At 52.5% G+C, this 15,424-nt stretch carries 17 protein-coding genes; 8 read left to right on the forward strand and 9 right to left on the reverse strand.

Features of this window, described 5'->3' with window-relative positions; translation table 11 throughout:
* From ACJHYD_RS18970 to cueR, 3 genes are read left to right on the forward strand one after another with little or no spacing between them, the layout of a single operon-like run.
* The gene (locus ACJHYD_RS18970) at nucleotides 1-2,163 is read left to right on the forward strand and encodes a type I secretion system permease/ATPase (RefSeq protein ID WP_001550749.1); all 2,163 of its coding nucleotides are present in this window, start codon (nucleotides 1-3) and stop codon (nucleotides 2,161-2,163) included.
* A complete protein-coding gene (locus tag ACJHYD_RS18975) occupies nucleotides 2,160-3,335 on the forward strand; it encodes an HlyD family type I secretion periplasmic adaptor subunit (RefSeq protein ID WP_001014327.1) in 1,176 nt (391 codons plus the stop codon). Before ACJHYD_RS18970 ends, ACJHYD_RS18975 begins: the two co-directional genes overlap by 4 nt.
* Nucleotides 3,332-3,739, forward strand: coding sequence for a Cu(I)-responsive transcriptional regulator (cueR, locus tag ACJHYD_RS18980; protein WP_001026752.1), 408 nt, complete (start codon nucleotides 3,332-3,334; stop codon nucleotides 3,737-3,739). Before ACJHYD_RS18975 ends, cueR begins: the two co-directional genes overlap by 4 nt.
* Nucleotides 3,740-3,742: 3 nt before the next feature.
* Here the strand turns inward: cueR and ACJHYD_RS18985 are convergent, their stop codons facing one another.
* The 3 genes from ACJHYD_RS18985 to ACJHYD_RS18995 are packed head-to-tail and all read right to left on the reverse strand — an operon-like array spanning nucleotide 3,743 to nucleotide 5,435.
* Entirely contained in the window at nucleotides 3,743-3,946 is a 204-nt protein-coding gene (locus ACJHYD_RS18985) for a hypothetical protein (protein WP_000664216.1), read from the reverse strand.
* Entirely contained in the window at nucleotides 3,943-4,365 is a 423-nt protein-coding gene (locus ACJHYD_RS18990; protein WP_001339231.1) for a hypothetical protein, read from the reverse strand. Before ACJHYD_RS18990 ends, ACJHYD_RS18985 begins: the two co-directional genes overlap by 4 nt.
* A 53-nt stretch (nucleotides 4,366-4,418) precedes the next feature.
* Complete coding sequence (locus ACJHYD_RS18995; protein WP_001550750.1) at nucleotides 4,419-5,435, reverse strand: YadA family autotransporter adhesin; 1,017 nt, start codon at nucleotides 5,433-5,435, stop codon at nucleotides 4,419-4,421.
* A gap of 366 nt (nucleotides 5,436-5,801) precedes the next feature.
* Between ACJHYD_RS18995 and ACJHYD_RS19000 the strand changes: the two genes are divergently transcribed.
* A complete protein-coding gene (locus ACJHYD_RS19000) occupies nucleotides 5,802-6,164 on the forward strand; it encodes a hypothetical protein (RefSeq protein ID WP_001001643.1) in 363 nt (120 codons plus the stop codon).
* Nucleotides 6,165-6,348: 184 nt separating this feature from the next.
* On the opposite strand, the gene ACJHYD_RS19005 is transcribed toward ACJHYD_RS19000, so the two are convergent.
* Both ACJHYD_RS19005 and ACJHYD_RS19010 read right to left on the reverse strand, forming a co-directional pair.
* Nucleotides 6,349-6,807 carry an NfeD family protein gene (locus ACJHYD_RS19005; RefSeq protein WP_000970327.1) on the reverse strand — a complete coding sequence of 153 codons (459 nt, stop codon included), beginning with the start codon at nucleotides 6,805-6,807 and terminating at the stop codon, nucleotides 6,349-6,351.
* Entirely contained in the window at nucleotides 6,804-7,721 is a 918-nt protein-coding gene (locus tag ACJHYD_RS19010) for an SPFH domain-containing protein (protein WP_000904502.1), read from the reverse strand. Before ACJHYD_RS19010 ends, ACJHYD_RS19005 begins: the two co-directional genes overlap by 4 nt.
* A gap of 145 nt (nucleotides 7,722-7,866) precedes the next feature.
* On the opposite strand from ACJHYD_RS19010, the gene fetA reads away from it, so the two are divergent.
* Both fetA and fetB read left to right on the forward strand, forming a co-directional pair.
* Nucleotides 7,867-8,544 (forward strand): iron efflux ABC transporter ATP-binding subunit FetA, encoded by a 678-nt coding sequence (fetA, locus tag ACJHYD_RS19015; protein ID WP_001157535.1) that lies wholly within the window; start codon nucleotides 7,867-7,869, stop codon nucleotides 8,542-8,544.
* On the forward strand, nucleotides 8,531-9,310 hold the full coding sequence (gene fetB, locus ACJHYD_RS19020; RefSeq protein WP_001295323.1) for an iron efflux ABC transporter permease subunit FetB: 780 nt from the start codon (nucleotides 8,531-8,533) through the stop codon (nucleotides 9,308-9,310). Before fetA ends, fetB begins: the two co-directional genes overlap by 14 nt.
* A 62-nt stretch (nucleotides 9,311-9,372) precedes the next feature.
* Here fetB and cnoX read toward each other — a convergent pair whose 3' ends face one another.
* Genes cnoX through tesA form a run of 3 tightly spaced genes read right to left on the reverse strand, consistent with a single transcriptional unit; the run spans nucleotide 9,373 to nucleotide 11,710 of the window.
* Nucleotides 9,373-10,227 (reverse strand): chaperedoxin, encoded by an 855-nt coding sequence (gene cnoX / locus ACJHYD_RS19025; protein ID WP_001295322.1) that lies wholly within the window; start codon nucleotides 10,225-10,227, stop codon nucleotides 9,373-9,375.
* A 60-nt stretch (nucleotides 10,228-10,287) separates the two neighbouring features.
* Entirely contained in the window at nucleotides 10,288-11,097 is an 810-nt protein-coding gene (gene ybbO / locus ACJHYD_RS19030; RefSeq protein ID WP_000148959.1) for an NADP(+)-dependent aldehyde reductase, read from the reverse strand.
* Nucleotides 11,087-11,710, reverse strand: a complete 624-nt coding sequence (tesA, locus tag ACJHYD_RS19035) for a multifunctional acyl-CoA thioesterase I/protease I/lysophospholipase L1 (protein WP_001295836.1) — start codon at nucleotides 11,708-11,710, stop codon at nucleotides 11,087-11,089. The genes ybbO and tesA overlap by 11 nt, the downstream gene beginning before the upstream one ends.
* Between tesA and ybbA the strand changes: the two genes are divergently transcribed.
* The gene (ybbA, locus tag ACJHYD_RS19040) at nucleotides 11,681-12,367 is read left to right on the forward strand and encodes a putative ABC transporter ATP-binding protein YbbA (RefSeq protein WP_001110573.1); all 687 of its coding nucleotides are present in this window, start codon (nucleotides 11,681-11,683) and stop codon (nucleotides 12,365-12,367) included. The two genes, tesA and ybbA, sit on opposite strands and share 30 nt — an antisense overlap.
* On the forward strand, nucleotides 12,364-14,778 hold the full coding sequence (gene ybbP, locus ACJHYD_RS19045; protein ID WP_001550751.1) for a putative ABC transporter permease subunit YbbP: 2,415 nt from the start codon (nucleotides 12,364-12,366) through the stop codon (nucleotides 14,776-14,778). Before ybbA ends, ybbP begins: the two co-directional genes overlap by 4 nt.
* 217 nt (nucleotides 14,779-14,995) lie before the next feature.
* Here ybbP and dinQ read toward each other — a convergent pair whose 3' ends face one another.
* A complete protein-coding gene (gene dinQ, locus ACJHYD_RS19050; RefSeq protein WP_001308457.1) occupies nucleotides 14,996-15,151 on the reverse strand; it encodes a damage-inducible type I toxin DinQ in 156 nt (51 codons plus the stop codon).
* Nucleotides 15,152-15,424 lie beyond the last annotated feature (273 nt).

The following is a 15,424-nucleotide window of genomic DNA, read 5'->3' on the forward strand; positions in this document are numbered from 1 at the left end:
ATGAAAAAAAATGCCCAGTCCGTGGAAGCCTGGCTGGAGGCGATGATCGCCGTGGCGCGCTATTACCGCCTTGATTTTTCTCAGGAGAATGTGCGCGCGACCGTCAACTGGGAGCGCGACAGTAAGCGGGAGGAGTTACTCACCGACATGGCGCGGCAGTTGGGGATGGGGCTTCGGCTGGTGGAGTTCTCCACCGACTCGCTCAACCCCTGGCGGCTGCCGTTGATCGCCGTTTTTGATAATCAACAAATTGGCGTGATCACCCGCCGCGATAATCACGACAATATCAGCGTTCAGTTCAGCGGTGACGAAGGGCTGGAAACCACGCTTAACGTTACGGATATTGAAGATAACATCGTCGAACTGGCGCTGTTGCGCCCGCTCAGCGCTATTCCTGACGCGCGGGTAGACGACTATATTCGCCCGTATCAGGCGAACTGGTTCTGGAATCTCTCGCTAAAAGACTGGCGGCGCTATGGCGATATTATGCTGGCGTCACTGGTGGCGAACGTGCTGGCGCTTGCGGCGATGATTTTCTCGATGCAGGTTTACGACCGGGTGGTTCCGGCGCAGTCCTACCCGACGCTGTGGGTGCTGTTCGCCGGGGTGATGATGGCGATCCTGTTTGAATTCTGTATGCGCATGGTGCGCACGCACCTTTCCGATGTGATTGGTAAGCGGGCAGATCTGCGCATTTCGGATCGCGTTTTTGGTCACGCATTACGGCTGAAAAATAACGTGCGATCGAAATCCACCGGATCGTTTATCTCGCAGATCCGCGAACTGGAATCGGTGCGGGAGCTGATCACCTCCACCACTATTGGTGCAGTGGCGGATCTGCCGTTCTTCCTGCTGTTTGTCTTTATTTTGTGGATGATTGGCGGCTGGCTGGTGCTGGTGGTTTTGCTGGCGCTGCCGTTATTGGTGATCCCCGGCCTGCTGGTACAACGCCCGCTGGCGCGGCTGGCGAACGAAGGGATGCGCGAGTCGGCGGTGCGTAACGCTACGCTGGTGGAAGCCGTGCAGTCGATTGAAGACATTAAACTGCTGCGCGCTGAACAGCGTTTTCAGAATCAGTGGAATCACACTAACGACGTGGCCTCGTCCATCAGCATGAAGCAACGTTTTCTCACCGGGCTACTGCTCACCTGGACGCAGGAAGTGCAATCCATCGTCTACGTCGTGGTGCTGTTGGTGGGCTGCTTTATGGTAATGAACGGTGACATGACTACCGGCGCGCTGGTCGGGACGACGATCCTGGCTTCGCGCACCATCGCGCCGCTGTCGCAGATATCCGGTGTGCTCTCGCGCTGGCAGCAGGCGAAAGTGGCGCGCAACGGACTTGATGAACTGATGAAGCGCCCGGTGGATCAGCCGGAACACGGCAAACTGGTGCATAAAGCGGTGCTACACGGCAATTATCAGTTCAGCAACGCTATCTTTTATTACGATGAAGAAGAGAAAATTGCCGATGTGGCGATTGGCAAACTCAACATCCAGGCCGGAGAGAAAATCGCCATTCTCGGGCGCAACGGCGCGGGTAAATCAACGCTACTGCAAATGCTCGCCGGAATGCGTATCGCCCAGCAGGGGCAGGTGCTACTGGATAACATCAGTATCGGGCAGCTTGATCCGGCAGATCTGCGCCGCGACATGGGGCTACTGAGCCAGACCGGACGACTGTTTTTCGGCTCGCTGCGGGAAAACCTGACGATGGGGATGCCGGAGGCCAGCGATGAAGATATCGAACGCGCATTAACCCTCAGCGGGGCGCTGCCGTTTGTGCAGAAGCAGAAAAACGGCCTCAACTACATGATTCAGGAAGGGGGATTTGGTCTTTCTGGCGGTCAGCGGCAAACGCTGCTGCTGGCGCGGCTTCTCATCTCTCAACCCAATATCGTGCTGCTCGATGAACCCAGCGCCTCGCTGGATGAAATGGCAGAAGCGTATTTAATCGAACAACTGAAACAGTGGATTGGCCATCGCACGCTGATTATCGCCACTCACCGCACGGCGATGCTGCAACTGGTGGACCGCATTATCGTGATGGATCAGGGGCGGATTGTGATGGATGGCGCGAAAGAGGCCATTTTGCGTGAACAGGGCGAACCCACGACGCGACGGGTGGTGTTGCAGGAGAAGAATAAGGGGTCTGCCGCATGAATGGACAACTGCAATACAACCGTGGCCTGACTGAACCCCGCCTGCCGCGTTCGGCGCTGGCGGTACGCGTTACCGCTGTGATGCTGCTCTGTTTTCTCGGCTGGGCGTGGTACTTCCAGCTTGATGAAGTCACCACCGGCAGCGGCACGGTAGAACCTTCCGGGCGCGAACAGGTGGTGCAGTCGCTGGAAGGCGGAATTCTGTATCATCTCGACGTCAAGGTTGGCGATATTGTTGAACAGGGCCAGCCGCTGGCGCAGCTTAACCGCACCAAAACGGAATCCGACGTCCAGGAAGCAATGTCGCGGCTGTACGCGGCGCTGGCAACCTCGGCGCGGCTGCGGGCGGAAGTGAGTAATAAACCGCTGGTCTTCCCTGACGAACTGAATAAATTCCCCGAACTTATCGAGTCGGAAACGGCGTTGTACAACACTCGCCGCGATGGGCTGAACAAAGCCACCACCGGGCTGACGCAGGGGATTAGCCTGGTCAACCGCGAACTGGCGATGACCCAGCCGCTGGTAAAACAGGGGGCGGCGAGCAGCGTTGAAGTGCTGCGCCTGCAACGCCAGGCCAATGAACTGGAAAACAAACTCAGCGACGTGCGCACGCAATACTACGTACAGGCGCGGGAAGAGTTAGCGAAAGCCAATGCGGAAGTAGAAACCCAGCGTTCGGTGATCCGCGGGCGGGAAGATTCTCTCACCCGGCTCAACTTTACCGCGCCGGTACGTGGCATTGTTCAGGACATTGACGTCACCACGGTTGGCGGCGTTATTGCCCCCGGTGGTAAACTGATGACCATCGTGCCGCTGGATGAGCAACTGCTGATCGAGGCAAAAATCTCCCCGCGCGATGTGGCGTTTATCCATCCGGGGCAAAAATCGCTGGTGAAAATAACCGCCTACGATTACTCCATCTACGGCGGCCTGCCGGGAGAAGTGGCGGTGATATCACCAGACACCGTGCAGGATGAAGTACGGCGCGATGTTTATTACTATCGGGTGTACATTCGCACTTTCAGCAACCATCTGGAAAACAAAAGCAAACAGCAATTTCCGATATTTCCCGGTATGGTGGCGACGGTCGATATCCGCACCGGCAAAAAAAGCGTGCTGGATTATCTGTTGAAACCCTTTAACAAAGCACAGGAGGCGTTGCGCGAACGATGAACATTAGCGATGTAGCAAAAATTACCGGCCTGACCAGCAAAGCAATCCGCTTCTATGAAGAGAAGGGGCTGGTGACGCCGCCGATGCGTAGCGAAAATGGTTATCGAACCTACACGCAGCAGCATCTCAACGAACTGACCTTACTGCGCCAGGCGCGCCAGGTGGGCTTTAACCTGGAAGAGAGCGGCGAACTGGTGAATCTGTTTAACGACCCGCAGCGTCACAGCGCCGATGTAAAACGGCGCACCCTGGAGAAAGTGGCGGAGATCGAACGACACATTGAGGAGCTGCAATCCATGCGCAACCAGCTGTTGGCGCTGGCGAATGCCTGCCCTGGCGATGACAGCGCCGACTGCCCGATTATCGAAAATCTCTCCGGCTGCTGTCATCATCGGGCGGGGTGAAAATCAGTTAATCCCCGTTTGCACCGAAAGAATATGCTGCAAACTTTCTACCATAATGCGCCCCGACTGAAATAAGCCTTCCTGGATTTCGTTGTTAACATTCACAGCGTGAACCAGGGAGGCTAATAATACTACTTGCAAGAAGGCAAAAATAAACGCACCGATAATCATAATATGCGTCAGGGGTATTTTCCTTTGCTCCTTCATTTTAAATAACCCACAAATTGACCTTCCTTCATTAAGGCGACTTTTCCTGTGTGATGATAAACAATGACGTTATACAGACCTGACTGATAAACAGTGGCATCTTTATTGTCTTCATCAATTGCACATAATGAATCATTGAGATAAGCAAAGTTTTTACTGCTCATTCTAAAGGTCATTCCAAATCCTTTATAAATGGCTTTCTTTGCCGCCTGGGCATGTTGTGCGGCTTCTGCATTTTTAAATGCCTGCGCCTCGGATGCACTTAAAATAGCCGTCTGACGCTGTTGTTCTGCGAGATAACAGGTGTCATGGCTGACGCCCTGCGCCTGGCAATCTGCGATGCGGGAAGTGGGTGAACTACAGCCAGCCAGTAATATAACCGCCAGCAGGGAAAACGATTTAATGGAGCTATTCATCATTGTTAACCTTAAATAATGTACGGAAAATTGCGAATAAGAAATTGCTGTTAAAATTAGAACGAATATCCCACGCCGACACCCGCACCGAAATCAGATTGTGTATCCGCAGAAATACCTGCTTTAAGTACCGTATGCGTTCCGGCATTAAAAGATGTTCCTACAGACACCGCAGATTCACCGTTGAAGGTTCCCGCTCCCGCTGACACCATCATCAAGTCACCGGTTTTCACCTGTGGTTGTGAGGCGATAGCGATGGCTGATGCAGTTCCCGCATTGGCTTCTTTACGATTGTCCTCAACTTCGTTTTTCAGAGAATCGAAATGGTTATTGAGCGTGTTAATTTGTTGGCTGTTATCTGCGACCCGTTTTTGCGTGTTGGTTAACTGTTGCTGCGTTTGTGCGGAATCTTGTCTCAGACTTTCAATTTGCTCATGTGCCTGGACAGACTTCTGCGCCAGACTTTGCATTTGTTTATCGTATTGAGCCCTTTCTTTTTGCTGTTGTGCTGCCACATCGGTTGTCAGTGCATTCATTTTCTGCCCTTGTTCCGTGGTAGTGCGCTGATTAGCCTCATTTTGAGCCGCCAGTCTGGCATTAATCATCTCCTGATAATGCGCAGTATTTTGCGTATCTCCAGTCGCGGCGAGCGTTTTTTGTGTGGCTACGATCTGCGCCTGTTGCTCTGTAATTTGCGTTTGCTGGGCATCAGTTACCGCAGACTGTCGGGCGTTGATCATGCTCTGATAACGGGCGGTTGTCTGTACATCACCTGTAGCGGCAACGGTTTTTTGTCCTGCGTCAGGATCTGTCTGGACAGTGGGAGTCTGAGTGGTATCAGGTGTTTCAGAAGGGATGTAGTGATGTTCAGTCAAATAGGTATACGCAGCGGGGCTGTTGTCTGTGCGTTCTAAAAAGCGGGTAATCTTCTGCTCAATCTCCGATTGCGACATGCCAGAGTTAATGGCTGAAAGCTCTGTTGCCGCCGCTTCAATGGTATCACCAGCTAAAACAACAGGGCTGGATGTTGCTGAAATTATGAGTGCCAGTAAAGCTACGTTTACAGTTTTCATTCATTTTCTCTTGTTCAAAATAAGTCGCATTAATGTTTCTATAAGAAACAAATAATATTGTTTTAAGAAATAAACTGCGTTGCAATTTGATCGAAATCTACGCCGCCATTTGTGTGATGTAAAGCGCATTTTTGTCTGGTGTAAGCGTAAACACCACCAATAAGAAACAAAAAATGTTTCTTATATAAATAAAATCGAAAATCATTTTGTGCTCTTTCAATGTAAAAAAGAGTAAAGACTTGTTTTGATAAGCGAAATAAATTCTGTTTCTGGACTAAACGTGAAGCGGTTCCTGATGTGTGCTAAAATGCGTTTCTTTGATAAATCTCAATTTTTAAGAGGTTTACGCCAGGCAGGAAAATTTAAATGAATGAATTTGAGAAGATTTTTAATGAAATGAATCTGGACCGGGCATTGCTACCGATCCTTTTTCGTTCGAACCGGTCAACAGTGTGGAAATATTTGAGTGGTGATAGTACGGCTCCTGCCTCAGCTATGTCACTGATTATGCTGTTGCAGTTAATCCAGAAACGAAACCCCGATCTGTTAGCCGAATGGTTAACGCTTTCTGATTTCACCATTCCGCCAGAAGTTTACCTGGACCAGCCTGATTACTGGAAAGGGTGGGTGTATACGCAACACAAGGTCAATAAAAACGTCCTGGAATATCTAAAAAAACATTATCCGGATGAAGACCAAAAAAACATGAATAAAGGTAGTGACGAGTAATTTGCCAATGCCAGTTAATATAGCGGAGGCGGCCTACGATTCGGGCGCAGACTTCCAGGCATGATAAGACGCGCCCGCGCCGCATCAGGCATCAGCGCATAACCGCCGGATGCGGCGTAAACGCCTTATCCGGCCTACAATTCGGGCATATTTTGTAGGCATGAAAAGACGCATCAGCGTCGCATCAGGCGATGACCGCACGGATAATCAGCGTTATCCCTTCTATCGCAATCACCTCAACATGCGTACCTGCACTGAGATCCTCGCTGGCGCTGACAGGCCATGAACTGTCGCCGACGCGCATATGACCTCGCCCATTGACCAGCGGTGATTCCAGCACAAAACGTCGACCAATCAGCTGCTGCCCCCGCTGGTTTAAATGACTATCGCTGTGCTTTTGTTCGCGCACCCGCCGCGACAACCATTTCCACCACAGCCAGGCGGCGAGCAGCGTCAGGATGGCAAACATTACTCCTTGCCACTCCCAACCCAGCGGCACCAGCCAGACTACCAGGCCGGTAATCACCGCGGCCACGCCGCTCCACAACAAATAACCATTTCCGCCCAGCATCTCGGCTGCCAGCAACAACCCGCCGAGACTGAGCCAGAAAATATGTGGATGAACGACCATTAACTCCATCATGGCTGAGTCCGTTTGTTGGCGCTGTCTTTCACCAGCTCGGCAATCCCGGCAATCGACCCCATCAGGCTGCTGGCCTCTAATGGCATCATCACTACTTTGCTGTTACTGGAGGAACCGATCTGCTGTAACGCTTCGGTGTATTTCTGCGCTACGAAGTAGTTCACCGCCTGAATATCACCGGAGGCGATAGCTTCAGACACCATTTTGGTGGCGCGGGCTTCTGCTTCGGCAGAACGTTCACGCGCTTCAGCCTGTAAAAACGCCGACTGACGTTCGCCTTCCGCTTTCAGGATTTGCGACTGTTTTTCACCTTCAGCTTTGAGGATTTCCGCCTGACGGATCCCTTCCGCTTCGAGGATGTAAGCGCGTTTGGTACGTTCTGCTTTCATCTGCGCGTTCATTGAAGAGATAAGCTCTGCCGGTGGGCGCACGTCGCGAATTTCAATACGGGTGACTTTAATCCCCCACGGGTTAGTGGCTTCATCGACAATACGCAGCAGGCGTGAGTTGATGCTGTCGCGCTGAGAGAGCATTTCGTCAAGTTCCATTGAACCCAGCACGGTACGGATGTTAGTCATGGTCAGGTTGATGATCGCCAGCTCCAGATTGCTGACTTCATAGGCAGCGCGTGGCGCGTCAATCACCTGAATAAAACAGACTGCGTCGATGGTAACGTTGGCGTTATCTTTCGAGATAACTTCCTGGGAAGGGATATCGAGCACTTGCTCCATCATATTGATCTTGCGACCAATGCGATCCATAAACGGCACCACCAGACTTAGCCCAGGCTGTAACGTTTTGGTATAGCGACCAAAGCGTTCTACTGTCCACTGATAGCCCTGCGGCACGATTTTGACGCCCGCGCCGACAATGACCAGCGCGACAAAAATGAGAATCGGGATAAAGATAAGCATCGGAAAAACCTCCTGTTGTACCGTCCATAATCAGCAAAATTGCTGCTTGATTAAACAAATTATACCTGATTACTGAAAGAGAGTTCCCCCTTATTCCTGGGAAGGATAAACTGTTTTTAGTAAAAATCAGAAAAAGGGAACAGCGATGCAGGAAAATAGTCCTTTGCTTCAGCTACAAAACGTAGGATATCTGGCGGGTGATGCGAAGATTCTTAATAACATCAATTTTTCGCTGCGTGCTGGCGAATTTAAGTTAATTACCGGTCCTTCTGGTTGTGGCAAAAGTACGCTGCTAAAAATAGTTGCTTCATTGATCAGCCCAACCAGCGGAACGTTACTGTTTGAAGGTGAGGATGTCAGCACACTAAAGCCAGAAATCTACCGCCAGCAAGTCTCTTACTGCGCCCAGACACCGACGCTGTTTGGCGATACGGTATACGATAATCTGATCTTTCCCTGGCAGATCCGTAACCAGCAGCCTGACCCGGCCATTTTTCTCGATTTTCTCGAACGCTTCGCTTTACCGGACAGCATTTTGACGAAGAATATCGCCGAGCTATCTGGGGGTGAAAAACAACGCATCTCATTAATTCGTAACCTGCAATTTATGCCGAAGGTTTTATTGCTGGATGAAATCACCAGTGCGCTGGATGAAAGTAATAAACATAACGTTAATGAGATGATCCACCGGTATGTGCGCGAGCAAAATATTGCCGTGCTGTGGGTGACACACGATAAAGACGAAATTAATCATGCGGATAAGGTGATTACACTGCAACCGCATGCCGGAGAAATGCAGGAAGCACGCTATGAACTCGCATAATATTACTAACGAATCATTGGCACTGGCATTAATGCTGGTGGTGGTGGCAATCTTAATTAGCCATAAAGAAAAACTGGCGCTGGAGAAAGATATTCTCTGGAGCGTCGGGCGAGCGATAATTCAGCTGATTATTGTCGGCTATGTGCTGAAGTATATTTTCAGCGTGGATGATGCCAGCCTGACATTATTGATGGTGTTATTTATCTGCTTTAATGCGGCGTGGAACGCGCAAAAACGCAGTAAATATATTGCTAAAGCTTTTATCTCATCGTTTATTGCCATTACGGTCGGGGCGGGAATTACCCTGGCGGTGCTGATTCTCTCTGGGTCGATTGAATTTATCCCGATGCAGGTGATCCCTATCGCCGGGATGATAGCCGGTAACGCCATGGTAGCGGTGGGGTTGTGTTACAACAATTTAGGGCAACGGGTGATTAGCGAACAGCAACAGATTCAGGAGAAACTGAGTCTTGGCGCGACGCCGAAACAGGCTTCAGCGATATTGATTCGCGACAGTATTCGCGCGGCTTTAATTCCGACGGTCGATTCAGCAAAAACGGTTGGCTTAGTGAGTTTACCAGGAATGATGTCCGGGCTGATATTTGCCGGGATTGATCCGGTGAAGGCGATTAAATATCAGATTATGGTGACCTTTATGCTGCTCTCAACTGCCAGCCTGTCTACCATTATTGCCTGCTATTTAACCTATCGTAAATTTTATAATTCGCGCCACCAGTTGGTGGTGACGCAATTGAAGAAGAAATGATGCAATGCCGGATGCGCAGCATCGCATCCGGCGTTGTGGTTCATGTGCCGATCAACGGAAACTCAATACAACAACGCATACAGCTGGCGGCGATACTTCGACGCCAGTGCATCACCTGTACCCAGCGCAGCGAGGATCTCCTGGAACGTTTTACGCGTCTGACCGTCTGCGGCAGTGAGATCTTTACGCAGATGCCCAAACAGTAACTCCAGCGCCTCTTCATTGCGCCCAACCTGATGCAGTTGCAGCGCCAGTTGCGTCGCCAGTGCGGCATCTTCTGGATTCTCTGCCACCTGCTGTTGCAGCTGTTGAATTTCCGGCGTATCAGCCGCCTGCTTCAGCAGTTCGATTTGCGCCACCAGCCCCTGATAGCGGGTGTCCTGATCCTGTAACGGAATGGTTTTCAGCACGGCTTCAGCATCTTCAGAACGGTTCAGCGCAATCAGCGTTTCTGCTAGCAGCAGGCCGATCTCCCCGTTCTGATTCGACAACTGCCAGGCGTCTTTCAGCAATGGCAGGGCGTCGGTGTAATTGCCTTCTTGCATCAGTTGCATCGCCTGCTGTGCTTTCAGTTCTTCTTCGCGCGGCAGCACTTTATCCAGCAGGGCGCGGATCGCCTCTTCCGGTTGCGGCCCCTGGAAGCCGTCTACCGGTTGCCCGTTCTGGAACAGATACACGGTCGGAATCGCGCGCAGACCAAACTGGGCGGCAATCATCTGCTCCGCGTCGCAGTCCAGCTTCGCCAGAATAAATTGCCCGTTGTACTGCGCCGCGAGGCTTTCCAGAATTGGGGTTAACTGCAAACAGTGCTGGCTACGTTCAGACCAAAAATAGAACAGCACCGGAGTGGTCATCGACTGTTCAAGAACCTGTTGCAGGTTAGATTCGTTAATGTTGACAATATTTTCTACGGACATGGAGTCGCTCTCTGTTGTCGATATTTTCTTTGACATGGGGGCTTAAGCGCGCGCTTCAACTTACCCCTGCAATATTTTGTCCATCACGCGCCCCGGCAGCAGGCGCTTAAGCACCATTACTGCCCAGGTCACCAGCGTTACCGGATAGCGCATCTTCGGTTTCTCGCTAATAAAAGCATGGCGCACTTTGTCGACCACCGCTTCCGGCCCCAACGTAAAGCGGGCGGCGATGCCGGGATTTTCGACAGGTTTATCACTTTGCGTCTGGTTGACGTTGTCGGTGAAGCGAGTACGAATGGGACCGGGTTCGATCAGGCTAACTTTAATTCCGCTGTGGCGTAGCTCCATGCGCAGCGCATCCGACCACGCCTCCAGCGCATATTTACTGGCTGCGTAAGCGCCGCGACCCGGCGTGGAGATTAATCCCATCACCGATGAGGTCATCACAATACGCCCTTCACCGTGCGGTAACATCGCGGGTAACAGGCGCATGGTGAGCTGGTGTGCGCCGAAAAAGTTGGCAGAAAACTGCTGTTCCATCTGCGCACGGCTGATGGTGGAAAGGGGGCCATACATGCCGAATCCGGCATTGTTAAAGATCCCATACAGACAATTATCGGTCAGGGCGATCACTTCGTCGGCTGCGCGATCAACACTTTCTGGTGAATCCAGATCGATCAACACGCCGGTAAATCCCATGCTGTTCATGCGCTCAACATCATCCGGTTTCCGGCAACCTGCCAGCACATGAAAACCCTGGCGTTTTAATTCGAGCGCGCTTTCCAGGCCAATTCCACTGGAACATCCGGTAATTAAGACCGATTTTTGCATAACTTTACCTGTCAGGATCTCCGTTGCTTTATGAGTCATGATTTACTAAAGGCTGCAACTGCTTCGCCATCCAGTCGGCAATAAACGGCTGGGCGTCGCGGTTGGGATGAATACCGTCATCCTGCATCCATTGTGGCTTGAGGTAGACCTCTTCCATAAAAAAGGGCAGCAGCGGAACATCAAACTCTTTGGCGAGTTTGGGGTAAATGGCGCTAAAGGCTTCATTATAACGGCGACCATAGTTTGCAGGCAGACGTATTTGCATTAACAATGGTTCAGCGTTGGCGGCTTTGACATCCTGCAAAATCTGGCGCAGCGTTTGCTCGGTTTGTTGTGGCTGAAAACCACGCAAACCGTCATTGCCGCCCAGTTCAACCAGCACCCAGCGCGGCTGATGCTGTTTCAGCAGAGCCGGAAGGCGCGCCAGCCCTTGTTGCGAGGTGTCGCCGCTGATGCTGGCATTAACTACCGACGTTTTACTCTGCCACTTATCATTCAACAAGGCAGGCCAGGCCGCGCTGGCAGACATTCGATACCCGGCGCTCAGGCTATCACCCAGAATCAATAACGTGTCCGCTGCGGCGGCACGGAAGGTTAACAGGACCAGGAACAGGAAGGGCAAATGCCAGCGGAAAACATTGTTGAAGTTCATCATCTTAAGAAGTCCGTCGGTCAGGGGGAGCATGAACTCTCCATCCTCACCGGAGTTGAGCTGGTTGTCAAACGTGGCGAGACCATCGCACTGGTGGGTGAGTCGGGATCGGGTAAGTCAACCTTGCTGGCAATCCTCGCCGGGCTGGATGACGGCAGCAGTGGCGAAGTGAGTCTGGTGGGACAACCGCTACATAATATGGACGAAGAAGCGCGGGCAAAGTTGCGCGCGAAGCACGTAGGTTTTGTTTTTCAGTCATTTATGTTAATTCCTACCCTTAACGCGCTGGAAAACGTCGAGCTTCCGGCGCTGCTGCGCGGTGAGAGTAGCGCGGAAAGTCGTAACGGGGCGAAAGCGTTGCTCGAACAGTTAGGGCTGGGTAAACGTCTTGATCATCTTCCGGCACAGCTTTCCGGCGGCGAACAGCAACGAGTGGCGCTGGCGCGAGCCTTTAACGGTCGACCTGATGTGCTGTTTGCCGACGAACCCACCGGCAACCTTGACCGCCAGACGGGCGATAAAATTGCCGACCTGCTGTTTTCCCTCAACCGTGAGCATGGCACCACGTTGATTATGGTGACCCACGACCTGCAACTGGCGGCACGCTGCGACCGCTGCTTACGGCTGGTGAACGGGCAGTTGCAGGAGGAAGCATGATTGCACGTTGGTTCTGGCGCGAATGGCGCTCGCCGTCGCTATTAATTGTCTGGCTGGCGCTAAGCCTGGCGGTGGCCTGCGTGCTGGCGCTGGGCAATATCAGCGATCGCATGGAGAAGGGCTTAAGCCAGCAAAGCCGGGAGTTTATGGCGGGCGATCGGGCGTTGCGCAGTTCGCGCGAAGTGCCGCAAGCGTGGCTGGAGGAAGCGCAAAAGCGCGGCCTGAAAGTCGGCAAGCAGCTGACTTTCGCCACCATGACATTTGCAGGCGACACACCGCAGCTGGCGAACGTCAAAGCGGTGGATGATATCTATCCGATGTATGGCGATCTGCAAACCAATCCCCCTGGCCTGAAACCGCAGGCGGGCAGCGTATTGCTGGCCCCACGCCTGATGGCACTGCTTAACCTGAAAACGGGCGACACCATCGACGTGGGTGATGCCACCTTGCGGATTGCCGGAGAAGTGATTCAGGAACCGGATTCCGGTTTTAACCCCTTCCAGATGGCTCCGCGTCTGATGATGAATCTGGCGGATGTCGATAAAACCGGAGCCGTGCAGCCGGGAAGTCGGGTCACCTGGCGCTATAAATTCGGCGGCAACGAGAACCAGCTCGACGGCTATGAGAAATGGTTGTTACCTCAGCTTAAACCCGAACAACGCTGGTACGGTCTGGAACAGGACGAAGGCGCGCTGGGGCGCTCGATGGAACGCTCGCAACAGTTCCTGCTGCTTTCGGCGCTTCTGACCTTGCTGCTGGCAGTGGCAGCGGTGGCGGTGGCGATGAATCATTACTGTCGCAGTCGCTACGATCTTGTGGCGATCCTCAAAACGCTGGGGGCAGGGCGAGCGCAACTGCGTAAGCTAATCGTCGGTCAGTGGTTGATGGTGCTGGCGCTTTCAGCCGTTACCGGCGGGGCGATAGGCCTGTTGTTCGAAAACGTGTTGATGGTGCTGCTCAAGCCCGTTCTGCCTGCCGCACTACCGCCAGCCAGCCTCTGGCCGTGGCTATGGGCGCTGGGCACCATGACGGTTATCTCGCTGCTGGTGGGGCTACGACCGTACCGCTTGTTGCTGGCAACGCAGCCTTTACGCGTATTACGTAATGATGTGGTAGCGAACGTCTGGCCGCTCAAGTTTTATCTGCCGATTGTCAGTGTGGTGGTTGTGCTGCTGCTCGCCGGATTAATGGGTGGCAGCATGCTGCTTTGGGCGGTGCTGGCGGGCGCGGTAGTACTGGCTTTGCTGTGCGGTGTGCTGGGCTGGATGCTGCTGAATGTACTTCGCCGCATGACGCTGAAATCGCTATCTCTGCGCCTGGCGGTTAGCCGCCTGTTACGTCAGCCGTGGTCAACGTTAAGCCAGCTTTCGGCATTTTCGCTCTCCTTTATGCTGTTGGCACTGCTGCTGGTGCTGCGTGGCGATCTGCTCGACCGCTGGCAGCAGCAGCTACCTCCAGAAAGCCCGAACTACTTTTTAATTAACATCGCCACAGAACAGGTAGCACCGCTAAAAGCGTTCCTCGCGGAACATCAGATAGTCCCGGAATCGTTTTATCCGGTGGTGCGGGCGCGGCTGACGGCGATTAACGATAAGCCGACAGAAGGTAATGAAGATGAGGCGCTTAACCGCGAACTCAATCTTACCTGGCAAAATACGCGGCCCGATCATAATCCGATTATCGCCGGTAACTGGCCGCCAAAAGCCGATGAAGTGTCGATGGAAGAGGGGCTGGCGAAACGCTTAAACGTTGGCCTCGGCGATACAGTCACCTTTATGGGCGATACCCAGGAGTTCCGCGCTAAAGTGACCAGCCTGCGCAAAGTGGACTGGGAAAGTCTGCGGCCTAATTTCTATTTTATTTTCCCGGAAGGGGCATTAGACGGGCAACCGCAGAGCTGGCTTACCAGTTTCCGCTGGGAGAATGGCAATGGCATGTTGACGCAACTCAACCGCCAGTTCCCGACCATTAGCCTGTTAGACATTGGCGCGATTTTAAAACAGGTCGGTCAGGTGCTGGAGCAGGTAAGTCGGGCGCTGGAGGTGATGGTGGTGCTGGTCACTGCCTGCGGTATGTTGCTGTTGCTGGCACAGGTGCAGGTGGGAATGCGTCAGCGTCATCAGGAGCTGGTGGTGTGGCGCACACTCGGTGCGGGGAAAAAACTGCTGCACACCACGTTGTGGTGTGAATTCGCCATGCTCGGGTTTGTTTCTGGCCTGGTGGCCGCAATTGGTGCGGAAACGGCGCTGGCAGTGTTGCAGGCGAAAGTGTTTGATTTCCCGTGGGAGCCAGACTGGCGATTGTGGATTGTTCTGCCGTGCAGCGGTGCGCTGCTGCTGTCGCTTTTCGGCGGCTGGCTGGGTGCGCGACTGGTTAAGGGTAAGGCGCTGTTCAGGCAGTTTGCGGGATGATGACAGGTGTTAGATTGCCTGATGCGCTACGCTTATCAGGCCTACGAAGAGCGTGCAATATATTGATTTTGCAAGATTGTGTAGGCCGGATAAGGCGTTTACGCCGCATCTGGCATGAACAGTATGCATTTTGGCAATAAATATGAAACCAACTGTCATGTCGGTTTTTTTAAAGGCCGAAGGTGGCAAACCTTCGGCCTTAGCTACGTTTCCTCAGTTATTCAATAAACTGACGAATCAGTTCCAGCAGCGCGATTAGCGCCTTAAGAACGATGAGAACTTTATCGAGAAAAGTTTTCATCCGTTGCTCCCTTAAGGGAGAAAGACAATCACAGCTTACCCTTACGTTGCCTGTAACTATGATTTTCTTCATGTGCTAGATGAGGACTGCCTCTCTCCAAATTAGAGCACCAGAATCAGCACCACCTGTATCCTGACCAGGACTTAAAAGTACTTTTCCGCACTGCGGTAATCCCTTGAGGCAGTATCACTACTAGCGTCGGGATTGTATCGCCAACATAGCTGTTTGAATATGTAGGCATCCTGACTTATAATTCACTTGCTAGATGAGGACTGTTTCATTTCTGCCCGGAACCACCAAGTCTTGGGCGGAAAAAATAAAAAAACCGACTGTCATGTCGGTTTT

The organism is Escherichia sp. WS1368 (genome assembly GCF_046487485.1).
Lineage (GTDB): Bacteria > Pseudomonadota > Gammaproteobacteria > Enterobacterales > Enterobacteriaceae > Escherichia > Escherichia coli.